The 20,249-nt window shown below is 66.0% G+C and carries 18 protein-coding genes; 7 read left to right on the forward strand and 11 right to left on the reverse strand.

Going from position 1 to position 20,249, the window contains the following annotated elements; genetic code table 11:
* Window positions 1-8: 8 nt before the first annotated feature.
* Window positions 9-1,220: a type VI secretion system protein TssA gene (gene tssA / locus J3U95_RS22350; protein ID WP_208280835.1), complete on the forward strand. Its 1,212-nt coding sequence runs from the start codon at window positions 9-11 to the stop codon at window positions 1,218-1,220.
* A gap of 39 nt (window positions 1,221-1,259) precedes the next feature.
* Here the strand turns inward: tssA and J3U95_RS22355 are convergent, their stop codons facing one another.
* The 6 genes from J3U95_RS22355 to J3U95_RS22380 form a co-directional block, all read right to left on the reverse strand.
* Window positions 1,260-1,751: an META domain-containing protein gene (locus J3U95_RS22355; protein WP_208280836.1), complete on the reverse strand. Its 492-nt coding sequence runs from the start codon at window positions 1,749-1,751 to the stop codon at window positions 1,260-1,262.
* Window positions 1,752-1,937: 186 nt separating this feature from the next.
* Window positions 1,938-2,642, reverse strand: a complete 705-nt coding sequence (locus J3U95_RS22360) for a potassium channel family protein (protein WP_109344216.1) — start codon at window positions 2,640-2,642, stop codon at window positions 1,938-1,940.
* The gene (locus J3U95_RS22365; protein ID WP_208280837.1) at window positions 2,635-3,963 is read right to left on the reverse strand and encodes a TrkH family potassium uptake protein; all 1,329 of its coding nucleotides are present in this window, start codon (window positions 3,961-3,963) and stop codon (window positions 2,635-2,637) included. Before J3U95_RS22365 ends, J3U95_RS22360 begins: the two co-directional genes overlap by 8 nt.
* Before the next feature lie 12 nt (window positions 3,964-3,975).
* Window positions 3,976-5,196 carry a Na+/H+ antiporter NhaA gene (nhaA, locus tag J3U95_RS22370; RefSeq protein ID WP_208280838.1) on the reverse strand — a complete coding sequence of 407 codons (1,221 nt, stop codon included), beginning with the start codon at window positions 5,194-5,196 and terminating at the stop codon, window positions 3,976-3,978.
* A gap of 288 nt (window positions 5,197-5,484) precedes the next feature.
* Window positions 5,485-6,906, reverse strand: a complete 1,422-nt coding sequence (locus J3U95_RS22375; protein ID WP_208280839.1) for a carboxylesterase/lipase family protein — start codon at window positions 6,904-6,906, stop codon at window positions 5,485-5,487.
* 51 nt (window positions 6,907-6,957) lie between these two features.
* Entirely contained in the window at window positions 6,958-7,848 is an 891-nt protein-coding gene (locus J3U95_RS22380; RefSeq protein WP_208280877.1) for a LysR family transcriptional regulator, read from the reverse strand.
* A 297-nt stretch (window positions 7,849-8,145) separates the two neighbouring features.
* Here J3U95_RS22380 and J3U95_RS22385 point away from each other — a divergent pair, with 297 nt between their 5' ends.
* The 4 genes from J3U95_RS22385 (at window position 8,146) to J3U95_RS22400 (ending at window position 12,342) form a co-directional block, all read left to right on the forward strand.
* The gene (locus tag J3U95_RS22385) at window positions 8,146-9,873 is read left to right on the forward strand and encodes a diguanylate cyclase domain-containing protein (RefSeq protein ID WP_208280840.1); all 1,728 of its coding nucleotides are present in this window, start codon (window positions 8,146-8,148) and stop codon (window positions 9,871-9,873) included.
* A gap of 20 nt (window positions 9,874-9,893) precedes the next feature.
* On the forward strand, window positions 9,894-10,625 hold the full coding sequence (locus J3U95_RS22390; protein ID WP_208280841.1) for a helix-turn-helix domain-containing protein: 732 nt from the start codon (window positions 9,894-9,896) through the stop codon (window positions 10,623-10,625).
* A 224-nt stretch (window positions 10,626-10,849) separates the two neighbouring features.
* Window positions 10,850-11,821 (forward strand): porin, encoded by a 972-nt coding sequence (locus J3U95_RS22395; protein WP_208280842.1) that lies wholly within the window; start codon window positions 10,850-10,852, stop codon window positions 11,819-11,821.
* A gap of 86 nt (window positions 11,822-11,907) precedes the next feature.
* Window positions 11,908-12,342: a hypothetical protein gene (locus tag J3U95_RS22400; RefSeq protein WP_208280843.1), complete on the forward strand. Its 435-nt coding sequence runs from the start codon at window positions 11,908-11,910 to the stop codon at window positions 12,340-12,342.
* Here the strand turns inward: J3U95_RS22400 and J3U95_RS22405 are convergent.
* The 3 genes from J3U95_RS22405 to J3U95_RS22415 form a co-directional block, all read right to left on the reverse strand.
* Complete coding sequence (locus J3U95_RS22405; RefSeq protein WP_208280844.1) at window positions 12,304-13,323, reverse strand: SDR family oxidoreductase; 1,020 nt, start codon at window positions 13,321-13,323, stop codon at window positions 12,304-12,306. The genes J3U95_RS22400 and J3U95_RS22405 overlap by 39 nt on opposite strands.
* 222 nt (window positions 13,324-13,545) lie before the next feature.
* Window positions 13,546-14,547 carry a sulfate ABC transporter substrate-binding protein gene (locus J3U95_RS22410; protein WP_208280845.1) on the reverse strand — a complete coding sequence of 334 codons (1,002 nt, stop codon included), beginning with the start codon at window positions 14,545-14,547 and terminating at the stop codon, window positions 13,546-13,548.
* Window positions 14,548-14,677: 130 nt separating this feature from the next.
* Complete coding sequence (locus J3U95_RS22415) at window positions 14,678-14,890, reverse strand: hypothetical protein (protein ID WP_123069738.1); 213 nt, start codon at window positions 14,888-14,890, stop codon at window positions 14,678-14,680.
* Window positions 14,891-15,029: 139 nt separating this feature from the next.
* Between J3U95_RS22415 and J3U95_RS22420 the strand changes: the two genes are divergently transcribed.
* Both J3U95_RS22420 and J3U95_RS22425 read left to right on the forward strand, forming a co-directional pair.
* Entirely contained in the window at window positions 15,030-15,785 is a 756-nt protein-coding gene (locus J3U95_RS22420) for a phosphatase PAP2 family protein (protein ID WP_208280846.1), read from the forward strand.
* Window positions 15,786-15,804: 19 nt separating this feature from the next.
* The gene (locus tag J3U95_RS22425) at window positions 15,805-16,641 is read left to right on the forward strand and encodes a metallophosphoesterase family protein (RefSeq protein WP_208280847.1); all 837 of its coding nucleotides are present in this window, start codon (window positions 15,805-15,807) and stop codon (window positions 16,639-16,641) included.
* Window positions 16,642-16,653: 12 nt separating this feature from the next.
* Here the strand turns inward: J3U95_RS22425 and cls are convergent, their stop codons facing one another.
* Both cls and J3U95_RS22435 read right to left on the reverse strand, forming a co-directional pair.
* Window positions 16,654-18,042: a cardiolipin synthase gene (gene cls / locus J3U95_RS22430; RefSeq protein WP_208280848.1), complete on the reverse strand. Its 1,389-nt coding sequence runs from the start codon at window positions 18,040-18,042 to the stop codon at window positions 16,654-16,656.
* Complete coding sequence (locus tag J3U95_RS22435) at window positions 18,039-20,204, reverse strand: site-specific recombinase (protein WP_208280849.1); 2,166 nt, start codon at window positions 20,202-20,204, stop codon at window positions 18,039-18,041. Before J3U95_RS22435 ends, cls begins: the two co-directional genes overlap by 4 nt.
* Between the last annotated feature and the right edge of the window lie 45 nt (window positions 20,205-20,249).

A 20,249-nucleotide genomic window follows, 5' to 3' on the forward strand; every position in this document is an offset into this window, starting at 1 on the left:
CCCGCCACATGACCGACATCGACGTTAACCAGCCAGGCCCGCCACTGAGCGCGGAACACCGCAGCGAACTGGAATCGCTCCTCCACCCGATCAGGGAAGACCTGCCCACCGGTCCGCCGATCCGCTTCGCCCCCATTTTCGACGTGTTACGCGAGGCGCGCCGGGAAGACGATCCGCGTCTGCCGATGGGCGCTTGGGAGCAGCCTGGGAAGCGCGTCGATTGGGCCAGAGTCGAGATGCTCTGCAAGACGACATTGCGCGAATATGCCAAGGATCTGCAGATCGCCGCCTGGCTCATGGAGGCGTGGACGCGCCAGCATGGTTTCGAAGGGCTGTTGCGCGGTTTGCTGCTGGTGGAGGGCCTGCTCGTGCGTTTCTGGGAGACCGTGCATCCGCAGGTGGACGAGGATGGCGACCCGGGTTTTCGCGTGGCGCCGCTCGAGTGGATGAAAAATTCGTTGGCGATCACGATCAGGATCCACGTTCCAGTGCTGGGCCAATCCGGCGAGCCGCTCGGGCGATTCAGCCTGGCGGACTGGGAAAGCATGCCGCGCGACGCTTCCTCACCGGCTGCGCGAGAAATGGCGCGCAGGGCAACGGACGAGGGCGCCCAGCCGCTGCAGGCGCGTGCCGACGTCATCGACTATGCCAGGGCTTGCCGGGGAGCGGACGCCGAGCGCAGCCTTCGGCAGGTTCGCCATTGCGTGGCCGCCATGCTGTCGATCGCCAGCGTGACCGAAGCGCGCCTGGGTGAGGATGCGCCGGATATGTCGAGGCTGTGCGATACACTGCGCGCGGTCGAGCGCGTATTGCTGCAACTTGGGGCCACTGGCGAAGCCGGCGCCGTCCCTCGGGATGCGGTGCAGGAGCAGGCGCAGCTCGGCGCGGTCGCGGACAAGATCCCGCCCGAGCAAGCAGTGCCTGACGATGCTGCCCCGACAAGCCACACATCGACCGCCCACGACTCGCCGCCAAATGCGTCGGAACTGCTCGGCCGGCGCATCGACGCCATCTGCAAGGCGGCGGGAATCCATGCGCCAGGCAATGCCGAGCGCCTGATGGCGATGCAGATTGGACTGCTGCACGATCAGAACACGATCCTGCAAGGCGCCACGAAGGACGCGGCGGGCCAGGCGCGTCGGGCCGGGGCGGATGCCGCTTGCGCTGAGTTCACGGCGCTCGTTGGTGCCGTGCTGTCCAGCAAGGGGATGGCCCGCTAAATCGGCGCCGCCCGCTTCGATGCGGGCAAGCTGGTGCGTTCACCGGGCGGGCGGTATGGCCGTCTCGGGTTTCCAGACATAGATGCCGCCATCGGCCATCAAGCTCAAGGACAGCATGTCGCCCTGCATCATGTATGAGCGAACATAGCCCATATCCCTGGCGATGCGGCTGTCGAGCGATCCAGGCGGGCACATCGCTCGGGTCATCGCCAGGTTGCTGAACGTAATTGCGCCCCGGCCCGGCTCGCTGGTCCCGATGGTGTACGACGTCGAGCCCCGGTTGCAGTCCAGCTGGAACGCGGCGCGGCCGTCCGGCGTCAGCCGCATCGTATAGATCCGGTCCGGCGGCGGCCGCGTGTTGCCCTTGGCGTCGTCCATCGACTGGATTTCGTGCAGGCGCCAGGTCGTGCCGGTCCAGGCGATGGCCTGGGTGTCCGGTCCGGCGGGACTGGTCGGTGGCGCCGTGTAGGTGCTGCAGGCGGCGCACAGTACTGTCGCGAGCGCGACGGCAATGCTCGATGGCTTCGACATGGTTGGTTTCCTCACGCGTGTCCGGGACTGTCCCGGTGTAGTTCCTGGGGTTTGTATTTTCATCATCATCCCATGCGAGGGTCGACGGCAGGTGCACAGTTGGGTCATCCGATGAACACATGAGCGCGGGCCGCGTCGGCCAAACGCTGGAGCGCGTTCCCGGAGCCGGGAACGCCGCCAGCTTGTCTACGGCGCCTTGCGCTTCTTGCCCCCGGCCGCGAACATCTCGATCTTCTTGGTCGGCCCCGACACGATCAACAGGTCGGCCGAGCGGATCGTCGTCTCCGGCAGCGCATGCTGGAAGTCTTCGTTGGCGCGCTTGACGCCCACCACGGTCACGCCGAAGCGGCTGCGCACATGGGCTTCGGCCAGCGTGCGATTGTGCGTCTCGGCGGGCGCGTTGATCTTGGCGATCGCAAATCCATCCTCGAACTCGATGAAGTCCATCATGCGCCCCGTGATCAGGTGCGCCACGCGCGCGCCCATGTCGGCCTCGGGATAGATCACGTGGTGGGCGCCGATACGCTGGGCGATCTGCCCGTGCTCCGGCGTCATCGCCTTGACCCAGATGTCCTTGATCCCCAGTTCGGTCAAGACCATCAGGGTCATCAGGCTGGCCGCCAGGTCCGAGCCGATGCCGACGATCGCATGCGAGAAATCGGCCACGCCCAGCTGCAGCATCACGTTCTCGTTGGTCGAGTCGGCCTGGACCGCGTGGGTCAGGCGGTCGCCCCACACCTGCACTAGGTCTTCGCGCGTGTCGATGCCCATCACGTCGTGCCCAAGGCGCATCAGAGACTGCGCCACCGCGCCGCCGAAGCGTCCGAGGCCGATGACGACCACGCTGTCGCCGGCCGAAAACGCGAACTGCTCCGTAAAAATTCTACCCAACAATTGGATGCTCCTCAGGATAACGGTAAGGCATGCGCCGCTCGCCCAGCACCAGCGAGGTCGCGAAGGTGATCGTGCCGACCCGCCCCACGAACATGAGCAGGGCCAGCATCAGCTGGCCGGACACGGGCAGGTCGGCGGTGATGCCGGTCGACAGGCCCGCGCTGCCGAAGGCCGCGATCACCTCGAAAATGACCTGGTCGGTCGGGAAATGCGAGATACGAAGCAGGGCGACGGTGCCGAAGGCCACGATGACGCTGCCCAGCACCAGCACCGTGATCGCCTGGCGCTGGGCGGACGAGCCGACTCGGCGCCCGAACGCTTCGGTATCGGCGTGGCCCTTGGCTTCGGCAATCACCAGGAGCACCAGCACCGCCACGGTGCCCACCTTGACCCCGCCCGCCGTGCCCGCGCTGCCGCCGCCGATGAACATCAAAAAATAATGCAGGGCCCAGGTTTCGCGGGTTAGCGCCGCCACGTCGACCGTGTTGAAGCCCGAGGTGCGGGCCGCCGCCGACATGAACATTCCGTTCATGAGCTTGTCGACCAGGCCGAAGGCGCCCAGGGTCTGCGGGTTCTTCCATTCGAACAGCAGGATGGCGAAGTAGCCCAGCAACAGCAGGATCAGGGTGCCGGACAGGGTCAGCTTGGTGTGCAGCGACCAGTGGCGCGGATCGCGGAAGCGGTGGCGCAGGTCGTGCAGCACCGGAAAGCCGACGCCGCCGATGATGGCGGCCAGCATCACCGGCACCAGGATGCCGGCGTCGCCCGCGTAGCGGATCATGCTGTCCGGGTGGATCGAAAAGCCGGCGTTGTTGAAGGCCGACACCGCATGGAACAGCCCCACCCAGCCGGCCTCGCCCCAGGCCATGCCGTAGTCGGACTGCAGCCTGAGCGTCAGGATCGCCGCGATCGCCAGCTGGAACAGCACCGACACCACCAGCACCACGCGCGCCACGCTCGAGATGTCGCCCATGCCGATCGAGCGCGTCTCGGTCTGGGTCATCAGGCGCGTGCGCAGCTTGGGCGAGCGGTTCACCATCAGGCCGAGCAGGGTGGCGGCGGTCATCATCCCCAGGCCACCGAGCTGGAATAGCACCATGATCGTCGACTGGCCGAAGCCGGACCAGTAGGTTCCCGTATCGACCAGGACCAGCCCGGTCACGCACACCGCCGACACCGAGGTGAAGAAGGCTACCATCAGCGGCGCGGCGCTGCCGTCGGCGCGCGCCAGCGGCAGCATGAGCATCGCGGTGCCCGCGAGGATCGCCAGCAGGAAGCCCAGGGCGACCGCGCGCGCGGGGTGGATGACCTTGTTCATCGGCAGTGTGGTTTATTTCGCTTGCGTGGGCGGATCGACGTCGAAGTCCATGGTGTCGAGGTCGCGGTCGGAAGCCAGCGGCGCGCCCATGAGCTTGAGCCAGGTAAAACCGATCGTCCCCGCGATCACCGAAGCGGACAGGATCGCCATCTTCGAGGCATTGATGATATCCGCATGTCCCACGAAAGCGAGGTTCGTGATGAAGATCGACATCGTGAAGCCGATGCCGCCCAGCATGCCGGCGCCCAGCACGTGGCGCCAGGCCAGGTCGAGCGGCAGGCGGCACACGCCGATCGCGACCGCCGCAAAGCTGAACAGCAGGATGCCGACCGGCTTGCCGAGCACCAGGCCAACCAGGATGCCCAGGCTGTTGAGCGAACTTAGCTCGCCGGCCCAGTCGGCGCCGATCACGATGCCGGTATTGGCCAGCGCAAAGATCGGCAGGATCAGGAAGGCCACCGGCTTGTGCAGCACGTGTTCCAGGCGGTGCGACGGCGAAGCGGCGTCGTCTTCCAGCGCGGAATAGGGGATGGTGAAGGCCAGCAGCACCCCGGCGATGGTCGCGTGCACGCCCGACTTGAGCATCAGGAACCACATCAGCGCGCCGCCGAGCAGATAGGGCCACAGCGCCAGCACGCACAGGCGGGTGTTCATCAGGCGCAGCGCCACGAAGACCGCGAGCGCGCCCACCAGGTGGGCAACCGACAATTGCGCGGTATAGAACACGGCGATGACGATGATCGCGCCCAGGTCGTCCATCACGGCCAGCGCGGCCAGGAACACCTTGAGCGAGGCCGGCACGCGCTTGCCCAGCAGGGCCAGTACGCCGAGGGCGAAGGCGATGTCGGTGGCCATCGGGATGCCCATGCCGGCTTGCGCCGGCGTGCCGCCGTTGAGGGCGAAATGGATCGAGGCCGGCACCACGATGCCGCCCGCCGCAGCCAGGATCGGCAGCAGCGCGGTGCGCATGTCGGACAATTCGCCGTTGACCAGTTCGCGCTTGAGTTCCAGGCCGACGAGCAGGAAGAACACCGCCATCAGGGCGTCGTTGATCCACAGTTCGACGCTCAGGCCGCCGAGCGGGATGTGCCAGAAGCCCAGGTAGGAAGGACCCCAGGCCGAATTGGCGATGGCCAGCGATACGAGGGTGCACAGGATCAGGATGGCGCCGCCGGCCTTGCCCGATGCAATGAATTCTTGGAATGTTTTAGAAAGTCGTCGTTCGATGCGCATAAAGGTCCTCCAGCCGTGACGGCGTGCATGCCGTCCGGCGTGTCTCATGAATTGGCGGCCCACGGACCGGCGTGGCCTGCGGTGAGTGAAGGTGGAAAGCGATGCGGCCACGATATGGCCGAAATGATGAGAGGATGAGTGACAGGTGACATGATGATGTGCGTGAGCGAGCCGCGTGGCGGCCCGACCAGCGCAAATCCTGTCATACCCTCAGCGGTATGATCACCCAGACAATATTATAGGCGATGTTCCGCCGCACCGGCGACGTCTCGTTTGTGTGGCGCAGGTTCAACGGCGAGACGCGGCCGCCGCGTCGATCTCGCCGCCCCAGGGATCCTTGAGCGCCTCCGGCTTGCCCGATGCCGAGAAGTCCATGATCCGGTCTTCGCTGCGCGCGTAGCGCGGCCAAGCCGGCAAGCCCGCGCCATTCGGATCGCCACGTTTGGCGAAATTTACCATATACGTGCTCATCGCCTTGCCGACGGCGACGTCCTTGGCCGTCGCCTGCTCGCCGTACTTGACCGTCACCGTATCGAAGAAGAAGGGGATGTCGGTTGCGTGACCGGCACCGGCCCCTGGCTTGGCGACGGAATCGGCCACATACGAGAAGCGGTAGGCGTAGACCGGCACGCCATGGCCGGCCAGGGTCGCCGCCAGGCTGCGCGCGCCGGCGACCATATAGCCGGTCTTGCCGCCGATGTCGGCGCTGGTGGCGCCGATCATCACCGGCACCTCGTGCATGCGACCGGCGCCGAAGGCGGCGCCCGAATCGATCGCCAGCCTGCCGTCGGCGAACGGGCCGTGATAGGTCGGCATGCCCTGCATCCTGAAGTTCGCCAGGTTCATCCCGTCCACCACCTGTTCGGCCGGCAGCGCGCGCAGCTTGTCGAGCGCCTTCGGATCGTCGGCCGCGATGCCCTTGCCGGCTGCGAAGTTCACGCCGACCTTTTCGGCGCCGGCCAGCGGCGTCGGCGCCGTGCCGCCATCGCCGCCCGACATCACCACGGCCTTGGCGAACAGCCCCCGGCTCTGTGGCGACGTGAGCAGGAAATTGACCGACATGCCGCCGGCCGATTCGCCGCTGATGGTGACATTGGCGGGATCGCCGCCGAAGGCCGCCACATTGCGCTTGACCCACTGCAGCGCCGCGATCTGGTCCATGAAGCCGTAGTTGCCGAGCGATGCCTCCCGGCCGGCTTCCTGCGTCAGTTGCGGATGGGCGAAGAAGCCGAAGCGGCCGATCCGGTAATTGAAGCTGACCACCACCACGCCCTGTTTCGCCAGCTCGGCGCCGGAATAAGTCGGCGGCGACGAGCCGCCATTGACGAAGCCTCCGCCATATATCCAGACCAGCACCGGGAGCTTGCCCTTGGCATCCGCCGGCTTCCAGACGTTCAGGTACAGGCAGTCTTCATCGGGCTTGGTGCCGAGCGGCGCGGCGTCGCTGGGGAAGGGCAGTTGCATGCAGTCCGCCGCATAGCTGGTCGCCTGGCGCACCTCGGCCCAGGGCTGCACGGGCTGCGGCGCGCGCCAGCGGAGCGTGCCCACCGGCGGCGTGGCGAAGGGGATGCCTTTCCAGCTGGCGATACCGGCGTCGACCTTTCCCTCCACCTTGCCGCTGTCGATCGTCACCACCGGACCCGCGAGCGACAGTGGTGCGGCGATGGCCAGGGTGGCGGCGAGCAGGGGGTAGAGGGGGGAACTCGGCATCGGGGTCTCCTTATTCATTATGTAAGCGTGTGGCCATGGTAACCGAATCGCTCAGCCGAAGCCGGCGAACGCGTCCTTGAGGAAGTCGACGAAGACCCGCACCCGCGGCGACAGCTGGCGGCTCTGCGGATACAGCACATACACGGGCAGGGCCGGCGGCGCGAGATCGGGCAGCAGGACTTCGAGCTCGCCCCGGTTCAGCTCGTGCTCGACGCGGTAGCGCGGCACCTGCACGATGCCCAGTCCGGCAAGCGCGCCGGCCGTGTACATATCGGCGCCGGTGACCGACACCGCGCTGCGCAAGGTTAGCTGGCGCAGCGCGCCGTCGACCAGGAATTCGAGCGGATACGGCTTGCCGGTCGCCGAGGAGATGAAGTTGACGGCCTGGTGCTGCCGCAAGCCGTCGGGCGTGGCGGGCCGGCCATGGCGTTCCAGGTAGGCCGGGCTGGCGCAGGTCACCTGCGCGATCTGCGCGATTTGCTGGGCCACCATCGACGAGTCCTGCAGGTTGCCGACGCGCAGCACGCAATCGATGCCTTCGCGCACCAGGTCGACCAGCCGGTCGCCTTCGCCGATCTGCAGCTCGATGCCCGGATAGCGCGCCAGGAAAGCGGGCAGGCGCGGCGCCACGACCCGGCGCGCCAGCGTGGCTTGCAGATTTACGCGCAGCAAGCCGGTTGGGGTCGCGCGGGTGAAGACGCTTTCCATTTCGCCGAGGTCGGCCAGCAGGCGCACGCAGCGCTCGTAATACGCTTCGCCGTCGAGCGTCGGCGCAACCACCCGCGTGGTGCGGTCCAGCAGACGGGTAGCGAGTCGCGCTTCCAGGCGCTTGATCGCATTCGTTACCGTCGCACGCGGCAGCGACAGCTCCTCCGCCGCCAGCGTGAAGCTGCGTCGCTCCACGATGCGCGTGAAGATCTGCATCTCCTGGAAGCGGTCCATATGCGTGGTCATCGATATCGTCCTTGTGCCAGTCGGCAAAAACGAATGGTGACATGGTCGAATGTCTTATTCCCCATATTCGATTTTTCCGAAAATGCCTGTTCTAGAATGGAGAGAAATGAATACAATTTTTTGCTAAAAGAAATGCTACAACGACGTCAGCTTGCGTTAAAGTGTTGCGTTCTGTCCAAAATCCTCGGCGACCGATAAATTTCCCTTGTGCATTGTTTCCAGCGATGAACTCACCCGTGGTTTCAGCGCTATCATGACGGGTTATTACGTTTACGCAAATCTCTTATGCAAGGTCTGCTCTGCAAATTTCGCCTGTCCACCCTGATGACCTTGGCAGTGTGCATCACCGTGGCATTGACCGTGGCGTTGCAACTGACGGTGGTGAACCATTTCGCCGTACGCCAGGCCAATGCCGAAGCCGAGCTGCGCCTGCAACAACTGTCGTGGCAGATGCGCGATGCGCTCAATCGCGTCGTGGAGCAGGCCGTCGGCGACGCCCGCCTGCTGGCCGCCTTGCCGTCGGTGCGCCAGGCGCGCAATCCCGCGGCGGCGCGCGTCACGCTCGAGAGCCTGCAGCAGACCTTCCCCGACTACGCCTGGATCGGCATGGCCGACACCACGGGCACGGTGGTCGCCTCGACCATGGGGCTGCTGGAAGGGAACGACGTCAGCATGCGTCCCTGGTTCCAGGTCGGCCGCGATGGCGTACGCGCCACCGACTACCATCCGGCGCTGCTGCTGGAGAAGCTGATGCCGCAAAGGCCCGACCCCTGGCGTTTCGTCGACGTGTCGACGCCCGTGTTCAGCCAGGAGGGCGAGCTGTTCGCCGTGCTGGGCCTGCACCTGAGCTGGGAATGGGCGCGCCGCCAGGCGCAGATGCTGCTCACGCCGGCGCTGCGCGAGTATGGCGCCGAGATCCTGGTCGTGCGCGCGGACGGCACCGTCATGCTCGGGCCGCAGGAGCTGGTCGAGCAAAAGATCGATACCGCCAGCCTGCGCCGCGCCAATATGGGCGACACCGGCGCGCTGCGCGAAGCGTGGCCGGGCGGGCGCACCTACCTCACCGGATTCAGCCAAACGGGCAACGCCGGCAACCCGGCGACGCTGCGATGGTCGGTGCTGGTACGGCAGGATGAAGAAAGGGCCCTGCAGGGGGCGAGCGAGCTGAAACGCCGCATGCTGGCCTGGAGCACATTATTGGGCCTGCTGCTGGTGCTCGCGGCCGCGCTGCTGGCGCGCCGCCTGGCGCAGCCGATGGCCCAGCTGGGCCAGGCGATCGAAAAGGTGACCGAGGCCACGGCGAGCGGGAAAGACTTGCCGGCGATTCCGCAGATTCGTGGTTTCCATGAAGCGAACATGTTGTCGGGCACGATGCGCGACCTGGTCAGCAGCGAAGCGCAATACCGGCGCGCGCTGCAGCAGATGAACGAGCATCTCGAATCGAAGGTGGCCGAGCGCACCGCCGAGCTCAATGCGCTGTTGCTGCGCGACGTGCTGACCGGCTTGCCGAATCGCCGCGCGCTCATGGAGGCCTTGCCCGAGGCCATGGCCCGGGCCTCGCGCGGCGCGAGGCCGGCGGCGCTCCTGTTCATCGACATGGACGGGTTCAAGGCGGTCAACGACACCCATGGCCACGAAGAGGGCGACGAGCTGCTGCGCCAGTTCGGCGCGCGCCTGGCCGCGGCCGTGCGCAAGACCGACCTGGTGGCGCGCCTGGCCGGCGACGAATTCGTGGTGGTGCTCGAGATGCTCGCCAGCCCCGGCGACGCGGAAGATACCGCGCGCAAGCTGCTCGCCTGCATCCGCGAACCCTACACCTTGCGCACCACCGACGTCACGGTGGGCGCCAGCATCGGCGTGGCGCTGTTCGCGCCCGCCGACAAGCCCGACCTGGACGCCTGGCTGGCACGCGCCGACCATGCCATGTACGCCGCCAAGCGCGACGGCAAGAACGCCGTCAGGCTGGCCGCGGTGCCGGTCTGGCATGCGGCGGTGACCGGTACCGTTTCCTGATCGTTCCTCGAGTTCCCACCATGACCCAAATCAGCCAGATCATCGCCACCATCAAGCGCCAACTGAAGCTGCAAGGCTTGACCTACCGCGACGTCGCCGTCGCGCTCGACCTGTCCGAGCCCAGCATCAAGCGCCTGTTCGCCAGCGAGCAGTTCACGCTCGAGCGCATCGTGGAAATCTGCAGCCTGCTCGGCTTCACCCTGGCCGAGATCGCGCAGGAAGCCCAGAACGGCCAGCGCCGCCTGCGCACCCTGAGCGCCGAGCAGGAAGGGGAACTGGTGCAGGACGACAAGCTGCTGCTCGTGGCGGTGTGCGCGCTGAACCATTGGCGCATGCTCGACATGCTCAATGTCTACCGGCTGAGCGAGGCCGAGTGCCTGCAATACCTGCTGCGCCTTGACCGCCTGCAACTGATCACGCTCCTGCCCGGCAACCGCATCCGGGTCAACGTCGCGCGCGACTTCGACTGGCTGGCCGACGGCCCGATCCGGCGCTACTTCAACGGCCAGGGCATGCCCGAGTTCGTGGCCGGCGGCTTCGACGGCAGCGGCGAAACCCTCGATTTTGCCCACGGCATGCTCACCGACAGCGCGCGCGCCAAGCTGCAGCACGAGCTGCGCCTGCTGCGCGCCCGCTTCGCCCAGCTGCACGAGGAAAGCCTGGCCGCGCCACTGGCGCAGCGGCGCGGCAGCGGCCTGCTGCTGGCGCTGCGCGAATGGGAGCCGGCCGCCTTTGCCGCGCTGCGCCGTTGACGCCGACATTTCTGGAAGCATCGTAAAGGTTGCACCGGTTCATCATTCGGTGTACGGTGGACAGCAATGGACGAACCGTGCGCCAGATCAAGGACGACCATCAGGTCATGCGCTGGCGCATAGGCGAACCGAAAGGCGAGCCGAAACTCTCGGTTATGTGAGGTATTAGACAGATCAGGTTGCCATAACAGGCAGATAGTAGGTGTCAGGGAGAGATTGACGCCATGAGAATGTCCATCGTCGCATTGGCCGTGCTCGGAGGGAGCGCGGCGTGCGCTTCGGCGCAGAATGACCCGGCGCCTTTGCAAGGGGCCGGCGCCGGAGCGATCCAGGAAGCGGTCTGCGGGCCGGACTGCCTGGCGGAGCTGCAGCTGGCGGCGCGCGCGGAAGCGGTGCCGTCGGGACTGTCCATCTTCACGCACGAGCGCGCAACCGACCTCGAGCGCGCGCACACGCGCGAACGCCAGGGCGTCGTCACCATCGGGCGCCAGTACAACCTCGATTACACCACCCTGAACGACGTCGGCGACCCATTCCAGGGCGGCCTGGCGGCCCAGTCGGCACCGCGCGGCATGCGCGCCGACGACAGCGTGGGCTACGAAGGCCGCGTCGCCGGGATCAGCACCGGCGCCAAGTGGCGCAAGGGCGATGTCGACGGCTCGCCGTCGGGCCGGGCCTGGGGCATGACGGTCGGCTTCAACCTGGGGCCGCTGAACATCCGCGCCGCCCACCAGAACCGCAACGTGGCCAAGGTCACGCGGGTCAACGAGATCGACATCACGATGGCCGCCAGGAATTCCATCGTCGCCGCCAATATGCGCTTCGATTGGGGCACGGCCTACGCCGCCTACAGCGCAAACCGCGGCTGGGGCAATTCGCCGCTGTTCAATCCGGACAATCCCTATGGCGCCAGCGTCGCCGCCACACGCTCGACCGACAGCCGCGACGTGCTGATGGGGGTGGCGGTGCCGGTGTCGCGCCAGACCACGCTGCTGGCGTCCTACGTGCAGCGCAACGACCGCGACCCGGCCAACAACGACGCGCGCCAGCTCGCCGTCGGCGCCAGCTATGCGGTGTCGCGCCGGCTGGATTTCTATGCCGCGTACTCGCGCATCCAGCACCTGGCCGGCGCGCATCTGGGGGACAATCGGGGCGATGGCTCCGCGCTCAACGTGGGCATGCGGCGCGCGTTCTGAGTTTGCCTGCCGTGCCTGCGCTGCGACAGACAGTGGCAAAATTCAGTACTCTGTCTCCATGGTTCATCAACACATATGGAGGCATTATGACTGGCACCAGCACACTTGATCCGGACAACTTCCCGGAACGCCCAGACCGCAACCTGGGCAAGGGCCACGGCATCGACGCGCTCGGCCCGAGCGATATTTCGGACACCGGCAGCGACGTCGTCGGCGGCCCCGGTTTCGCCGGCAATCTCGACCCTGAGCAGACGCTCGATTTCGACGAAGGCACGACGTCCGACCTCGAAGCCAGCCATGCCGGCGACACCGCCGGGCCCGACGTCGGCGACGCCGATTTCTCGGGCGACAGCGATATGGGCGGCACCGGCGAGCGCGCCGCGGCCGGCCGCGACGCCGTGTCCAGGGATGGCGCCGACATCGATACCGACCGCATCGAGTCCATCCCCGATCTGCCGCTGACCGAGGAGGACACCGATTTCTTAACGAGCCGTCCGCCGACTCAGGGCGAAGGCCGCTAGCAGGGCGCCGCCGCCCAGCAGGGCGGTGGCGATCTGCTTCGAGCGCAGCTGGGCCGCGGTGTACGGGCTGCGCTCATGGGTCTGGTAAATGCCCTGACGCTCGCGCAGTTCGCGCGTGTGGTCGGGCTTGTGCAGGGCGTCGCGGCGGCCCGGATCGGCCGGCGCATCCGATTTCTGGCCCTTGAACATGGTCGCCGTCACGTATTTGTCGAAGGCGCGGGGCAGGAAGCGCGCCCCTGACGAATTCATCTTTGCCGCGCCGCCGACGAACACGTCGCGCTTCGGATGCTGGGCCGAATACAGGATGGCGTCGGCCACCAGCTCCGGCGCATACACCGGCGACGGCAGCTTCGGTTCCTTTTCCATATAGTTCTTGGCGTGCACCGCGAACATGGTGTCGATGCCCGACGGCTTGACCAGGGTGATCGACATCGGCGCGCCTTCCTTTTCCAGTTCCATGCGCAGCGAATCGGTGAAGCCTTTCACCGCGTGCTTGGACGCCGCGTACATGCCCTGCAGCGGGATGCCGTGGTCGGACAGTTCGCTGCCCAAATTGATCAGGGCGCCGCCGCCGCGCAGCTTCATGCGCTTGACCGCTTCCAGCGAGCCGTTCACGACGCCCCAGAAGTTGGTCTGGAACAGGCGGTGGTGGTCTTCGGGCGAGATATCCTCGATGCGGCCGAAGATCGAGATGCCGGCATTGTTGACCCAGGTGTCGATGCGGCCGAATTCGCGGATGGCGGCGTCGCCGATGCGCTCGACGTCCTCGATCTTGCCGACGTCGGCGGTGACGGCGATGACGTCGGTGCCGCGCGCGCGCAGTTCGTGGACCAGTTCATCCAGCGCATCGTCGGCGCGCGCCGCCAGCACCAGGCGGGCGCCGCGCTCGGCGGCCATGCGCGCGGTCGACAGGCCGATGCCGCTGGTGGCGCCGGTGATGACCATGACTTGCTCGTTGATCTTGCGGAGTCTGACTGACATTGGGTGATCCTTTCCGTGTTCGGGTTATGCGGGGAAGGACCGCCGCGTTCGCGACAGCGATGCGCGGCAGGCCACGAGTTAGTGAATTGTTCACTTCGTGACCGAGTTTGCTATTTCAAGGGATTTTTTGGCGCGCGGGTGAAGCGATGCGTCATGCGCGAAAAAAACGCCGCCCCACCAGTGGCGGGAACGGCGTCCAGGAGACATGGTGCGGTGTAGGGCTTACTTCTTGGTGTAGATCTGGTCGAAGATGCCGCCGTCGGCGAAGTGGTTCTTCTGGGCCGCGGTCCAGCCGCCCAGCTCGCTGATCTGGAACAGCTTGATCTGCGGGAACTGCGACGCGTACTTCTTGGCGAACTTGTCGACCGCCGGGCGATAGTAGTTCTTGGCGATGATGTCCTGGCCTTCGTCGCTGTACAGGTATTCCAGGTAGGCCTGGGCCACCTTGCGGGTGCCTTTCTTGTCGACGTTCTTGTCGACCACGGCGACCGGCGGCTCGGCCAGGATGCTCAGCGACGGCGCGACGATCTCGAATTTGTCGGGGCCGAGTTCGCGCAGCGCCAGCAGCGCCTCGTTTTCCCAGGCCAGCAGCACGTCGCCGATGCCGCGCTCGACGAAGGTGGTGGTCGAGCCGCGCGCGCCCGAATCGAGCACCGGCACGTTCTTGTACAGGGCGCCCAGGAACTCGGCCGCCTTCTGCGGATTGCCGCCCGGCTGGCGCAGCGCGTAGCCATAGGCCGCGAGGTGGTTCCAGCGCGCACCGCCCGAGGTCTTCGGATTCGGCGTGATCACCGAGACGCCCGGCTTGACCAGGTCGTTCCAGTCCTTGATCTTCTTCGGATTACCCTTGCGCACCAGGAACACGATGGTCGAGGTGTACGGCGCGCTATGGTATTGCAGCTTCTTTTCCCAGCCCGGATTGATCAGGCCCTTGTCGCGGATGGCGTCGATGTCGTAGGCAAGCGCCAGGGTGACGACGTCGGCCTGCAGGCCGTCGATCACGGAACGCGCCTGCTTGCCCGAACCGCCGTGCGATTGCTTCACGGTGACGTTGTCGCCGGTTTTTGCTTTCCAGTGCTTGGCGAAGGCCGCGTCGAACTCGTGGTACAGCTCGCGGGTCGGGTCGTACGACACGTTGAGCAGGTTGACGTCGGCGGCAAATGCCGAGGTCTGCACCAGCAGGGTCAGTGCTGCCAGCGAATGGATGAAGGTTTTGCGAAGCATTTATTATCTTTCTGGAGGGTGGGAAACCGTAGCGTACGGTCTCGGCCCACCGAAAGAGAAGGAATAAATTCAAGCATCCATATGCATTTTTCCAACGTAGATCAGCTTGCGCATCCCTGCCTGCTACTTGTCAGTGTGCCTTGGAAAGAATGAGCAGCCAGCGGCGGAACAGCAGGATCTCGACGTGGCCGGCCTCGACGCCGGTATCGCACTCGATGACCGGATTGACCGCGTAGAAGCGCTTGCGGAAATCGCGGGTAATGAGGATTTCGCGGCGGCCGATGCGCGCCAGGAAAGGGACGGGTGCGTGTTCCAGGCCGAAGGAGCTGTTCAGAGTGGTCATGTTCGTTTCCTCGTATCGAAGTGGTTGTGCAGTGAGGAAAGAATAACACAACTACTGTACAAATCTACAGCTACTGTTCGGATATACAGTAATTTTTTGCGTGTGTGGTTTTTTCGCCAAGTCAGTCATAATCAATGTCATGAGCAATATCCTGCCCCGTCTTCACCGTTTTGCCGCCGCCCGCTTCTCGCCGGAAGGCGAGTACGGCCTCCATCTCACCGTCGGCATCGCCTTCCTGCTGCTGGCGATGGCGGGTTTTGCCCGGCTGGCCGGCGCCGTCGTCGCGGGCGCCCCGATCACCCAGCTCGACGTGGTGGTGGCCGACTGGCTGCACGCGCACGCGCGCCAGGGCGGCCTGCTGCGCGATGCGCTGCTGGTGCTGACCCACGTCCACAGCACGCCCGGCGTACTGGCGATCGCCTTCGGCGTCGGCGTCTGGCTGTACCGGCGCGGGCATCGCTACTGGGTCGTGGCGCTGGTCTCGAGCGTGCCGGGCGGGATGCTGCTCAATGTGGCGCTCAAGCATACCTTCGAGCGCGCGCGTCCCCATTTCGAGGAGCCGATCCTCACCCTCACCACCTATAGTTTCCCGAGCGGGCACACGATGGCCGCCACCGTGCTGTACGGCGTGCTGGCCTGCTACTTCGCGCGTCATGCCAGGTCGTGGATCGGGCGCCTGCTGCCCTTCGTACTGGCGGCGCTGATGATCGGCCTGATCGCGTTCTCGCGCATGTACCTCGGCGCCCACTACCTGACCGATATCCTGGCCGCGCTGGCCGAGGGCTGCGGCTGGCTGGCGATCTGCATCGGCGGCGCCGCCACCCTGAACCGGCGCCATGCCCGCGCCGCGCGCGAGCGCGGCGAGCAGGGCGGGGCGCCGCCGCAAGAGATATAAAGACATCAAGGAGACCCCGATGCGCACTCTCGTTCACCTGTCCGACCTGCATTTCGGCCGCGTCGACCAGGCGCTGCTCGGCCCCTTGCGCGAACTGGTCGAGCGCATTGCGGCCGACGTGGTCGTGATCTCGGGCGACCTGACCCAGCGCGCCAGGGTCGAGGAATTCGAAGAGGCGCGCGCCTTTCTCGATTCGCTGCCCGGTCCGCAAATCATCGTACCCGGCAACCACGACATCTCGCTGTACAACGTGTTCCGCCGCTTCATGCGGCCGCTGGCGCGCTACAAGCGCTACATCACCGACGAGCTCGAGCCCGTGTTCATCGACGACGAGATCGCCGTGGTGGGCGTCAACACCGCGCGTTCGCTAACCATCAAGGACGGCCGCATCAGCCACGAGCAGGTGGCGGCGCTGCGCGAGCGCCTGGCGGGCCTCCCGCCGGAGGTCACGCGCATCGTCGTCACCCATCACCCCTTCGACTTGCCGGAACACTTCGAGAAGCGCGACCTCGTGGTGCGCGCGCCGATGGCGATGGAGGTGTTCGCCGAGACCAACGTCGACATCCTGATGGCCGGCCACATGCATGCCAGCCACGCCGGCAGCACGGCGGCGCGCTACCAGATCGCGGAATACGCGGCGCTGGTGATCCAGGCCGGCACCGCCACTTCCACCCGCGGGCGCGGCGAGGTCAACTCCTTCAATGTGGTGCGGGTGGAACCGCAGCGGGTCGAGATCGACCGCTATGGCTGGGACGTGGTAGGGGGCAGGTTCGCGCTGGTCACGACCGAGAAGTTCGTGCGCGCCGGGAGCATCTGGTCGCCGCACAGCGACGGGATGCTGGCGGCCGGGCTCTGAGTCAACGAGCTGTCAAATCCAATATTCAGTCAGGCGCGACATCATCTCGCGCAGCCGATCGCCCCAAGGCCGTCGCTTCCAGTCGGCCAGCTTGATCTCCTTCGAGTGCCGCAGGTCCTCCCTGAACGCCGCTTCCATATCGCGTCCGAAGTGCGGATCGAGCACCACCACATTGACCTCGTAGTTATGGATGAAGCTGCGGCGGTCGATATTCGCCGAGCCGATCGACGACCACATGCCGTCGATCACCGTGGTCTTGGCGTGCAGCACCGCCACCTGCAGCTGGAAGATGCGCACGCCGCCTTCCAGCAGCTCGTGGTAGAACGATTCGCCCGCATACTTGATGAAGTCGTGGTCCGACACGCCCGGCAGCACCAGTTGCACGTCGACCCCGCGCTGGGCCGCCGCGATCAGGCCGTCGACGATCTGCCGGTCCGGCACGAAGTAGGCGGCCGTCATGTGGATCGATTTCTTCGCCTCGCCGATCGCCAGCACCAGCGATTTGTAGATTTCCGAATCGCGGTCGGGCGACGTCGCCAGCACCCGCACCACCTTTTCGCCCACCGGCGCCAGTTTCGGGAAGTACTCGATCTCGGGCAGCTCGCCCGCGTCCTGGTGCACCCAGTTGTCGATGAAGGCCCATTGCAGGGCGCCGACGGCCGGACCCTCGATCTTGATGTGGGTGTCGCGCCAGCCGACGTCTTCTTCGTTGACCTTGCCGGCGCGCTTGTTCGAGCGGAACAGCGAGCTGTTGGCATAGGTGCTGCTGATATTGATGCCGCCGGTGAAGGCGACCTTGCCGTCGACGATCATGATCTTGCGGTGGTCGCGGTTGTTCAGCGCCCATTTGCCGGGCCGCTTGGTCGGGTTCACCGGATTGAACACCAGCACGTTGATGCCGGCCTGTTGCAGGCGCTCGAAGAATTCCTTCGGCGTGGCCAGGGTGCCGACGCCGTCGACGATGATGTTGACGGTCACGCCCTCGGCGCGCTTCTGCATCAGGATCTCGGCAAACTGGGTGCCGATCTCGTCATGGTCGAAGATATAGGTTTCGAGGTTGATCGAGGTCTTCGCGTTCTTCGCCGCCTCCATCATGGCGCGCATCGTGGCCGGGCCGTCGAACAGCAGCGAGACCTGGTTGCCGGCGATCAGCGGCACGCCGGTCGCCTGCTCTTCGAGCACCGCCAGTTGCTTGAGGTCGGGCGAGGCGCGCGCCCAGCGCCGCTTGAGCAGCGCCGCCGCCTGTCCGTCCTTCAGCTCGCCGCGCGGGGTGGCGACGGTGGGCACGGCTTTGTCGGGTGTTCCAACGATGGTGCTGCGGTCGGGCAGGGCCTTGCATGAGGCGACCACGCAGACGAAACCGATGAATCCCAACCAGGCGGCAACGCGCTTCTTGTTCATTTTGTTCCCCTCGAGGACACGGTATCGGGCGGCGGCAGTTGGCGATGCCGCGGGCCCAGGAAGAATTCGACCGGCGAATAGGCGAAGCGCCGGCCCAGTGCCTGCACCAGCAGGATCCAGCGCTTGAAGACGATCTTGCGTGCGCGCAGCGCCACCCACAGCGCGAGGCCGAAGCTCACCAGGAGGTTGACGGTGCCGATCAGCAGCACGCCGGCGGTGGCGTTGGCGATCTGGGCCCAGGTCATGCCGTAGTCCAGGGCCACCAGGGCCGTGGCGAAGTTGGCGGCCGAGAAGGTGATGTGACGGATGTCGATCGGCAGGCCGAGCAGGAAGCCGATGGTGCCGGTGGTGCCGAGCAGGATGCCGAAGAAGAAGTTACCCATCAGGCCGCCGAGATTGTCCTCGACATAGCCGCCCAGGCGCGCCGTGCGCTCGGCGCCCAGCAGGCGGCGCAGGCCGCGGATCTGCTGCACGCGCTGCCCCATGCGCGTGTACAGCGCCTTGTTGTCGTAATAGCCCGAGATCAGGCCGGCCACGAACAGCCAGACGCCGGCGACGGCGGCGTAGAACAGGGCCGGGCTGTGCAGCGGGTCGATGTCGTTCAGCAGGTGCAGCGCCTTGATCGGGTCGACCAGGTGGTGGCCGGTGTACCAGCGCACGAACTCGGCGATGCCCAGGGCGACCGGGAAGGCCACCAGCACGTTGCCGAGCACCGCCACCATCTGGGTGCGGAACACTTTGTTGACCAGTTCGGCCAGCTTGTCGACGTCGATGCCGCGCCCGCTGGCGGAGCGGTGCAGCGAGGCCGCGATGCGCTGCGCCGTCATGGCCGGCTGCTTGGTGGCGACCGTGAAGTGCAGCATGTGGATCAGCACGAAGCCGAGCGAGTAGTTCATGCTGAACAGGAAGGCCTCGACCAGCGGCGGCGTCCTCAGGTAGCCCAGCAGGATCTTGAACAGCGCCATGAAGCCGACGATGAAGCCGGCGCCGGACGAGGACCACAGCATCTTGCGCAAGTCCTTGCGGTCTTCGGCGATGTAGTGCTCGCCGGTGCGGCTGGCGTTCTCGGTGACGTTGCGCGCCAGCAGGTGCACATTGTCGCGCACCAGGCCGCTGACCTGGTACTTGGTGTTGTGGGCCTCGATCAATTCCTCGGCCAGCGCGATCGCGGCGCGCTGGCGCGGTGTGAGCAGCGGGGCGTCGGGCAGGGCAAGCTGGCCCGGCCTGTCGGCTTGCGGCGCCACGGGCGGCAGCACCTCGCCGTCGATGACCAGCTCGTCCATGATTTCCGGCGCCGGCGCCGGGGTCGAGCCCTTCTCGTCGGTGACGTCGACCAGGAACAGCAGCTTCTGCAGGCGGTCGATGCTCTGCTGCACCGCCACCAGCAGATAGGTGAGGGCGATGCTGGTGCCGTTCGACAGCGCCAGGCGCCGGATCTTGAGCACCACGTCCTCGCACTGGTCGAGCATCACCAGCAGGTGGCGCGCGTCGTCGGGACGCTCGCGCTCACCGCTCAGGTAACGCGCGTATTCGTCGAGGTAGCGGTTGGCCTCGATATTCTGCATCAGGAAGGGCGAATCGAAATTCTCGATCTGGCTGTAGCTGTGCACCAGGCGCGGCTCGAGGCCGAGCGCGCAGATGCGGCAGGACAGGGTGCGGATCGCGTCCAGCAAGCCCTTGAGCGTGACCACGAGCGCGCGGCCGGGCGCGCTGCCGTCTGGCGGCGCGGCATTGGCGATGACGTCGAACAGTTGCATCCAGTCGCCGTCGGGCACCGCGCGGATCCATTCGAAGTCGTCCTCGCGGTACAGCACCTGGTCGAGCGCGTCCGACAGATACAGGTCGTCGAGCGCCGGCGGCAGGAGACGGTAGGTGATGCGGCTCTTGAGTTCGGTGACGAAGCCGTCGTTCGACAGGATGCCGATATCGCTGTAAAGACTGGTGTGCCGCCGCTTCTCGAGCAGGGTCGTGATGTAGCGGCGCAGCGCCCAGGCCTGGACTGGATTGCCTTTCAGGAGCTGGGTCAGCGTGCGCACCGCCTGGGCGGGATCGTCCACGTCCTGCCACACCCAACGCTGGCGCGGGCGCAGGTGGCAGACCAACTCGACCAGCAGGTCGATGTTGTCGCTGTAGGGATCGATCCGTTCGAGAGTAGCGAGCATGAAAACAATTTTTACTGGAAAGCCGTAGTGTACGCGACGAGGCCG

Source organism: Massilia oculi (assembly GCF_017582745.1).
Lineage (GTDB): Bacteria > Pseudomonadota > Gammaproteobacteria > Burkholderiales > Burkholderiaceae_D > Telluria > Telluria oculi_A.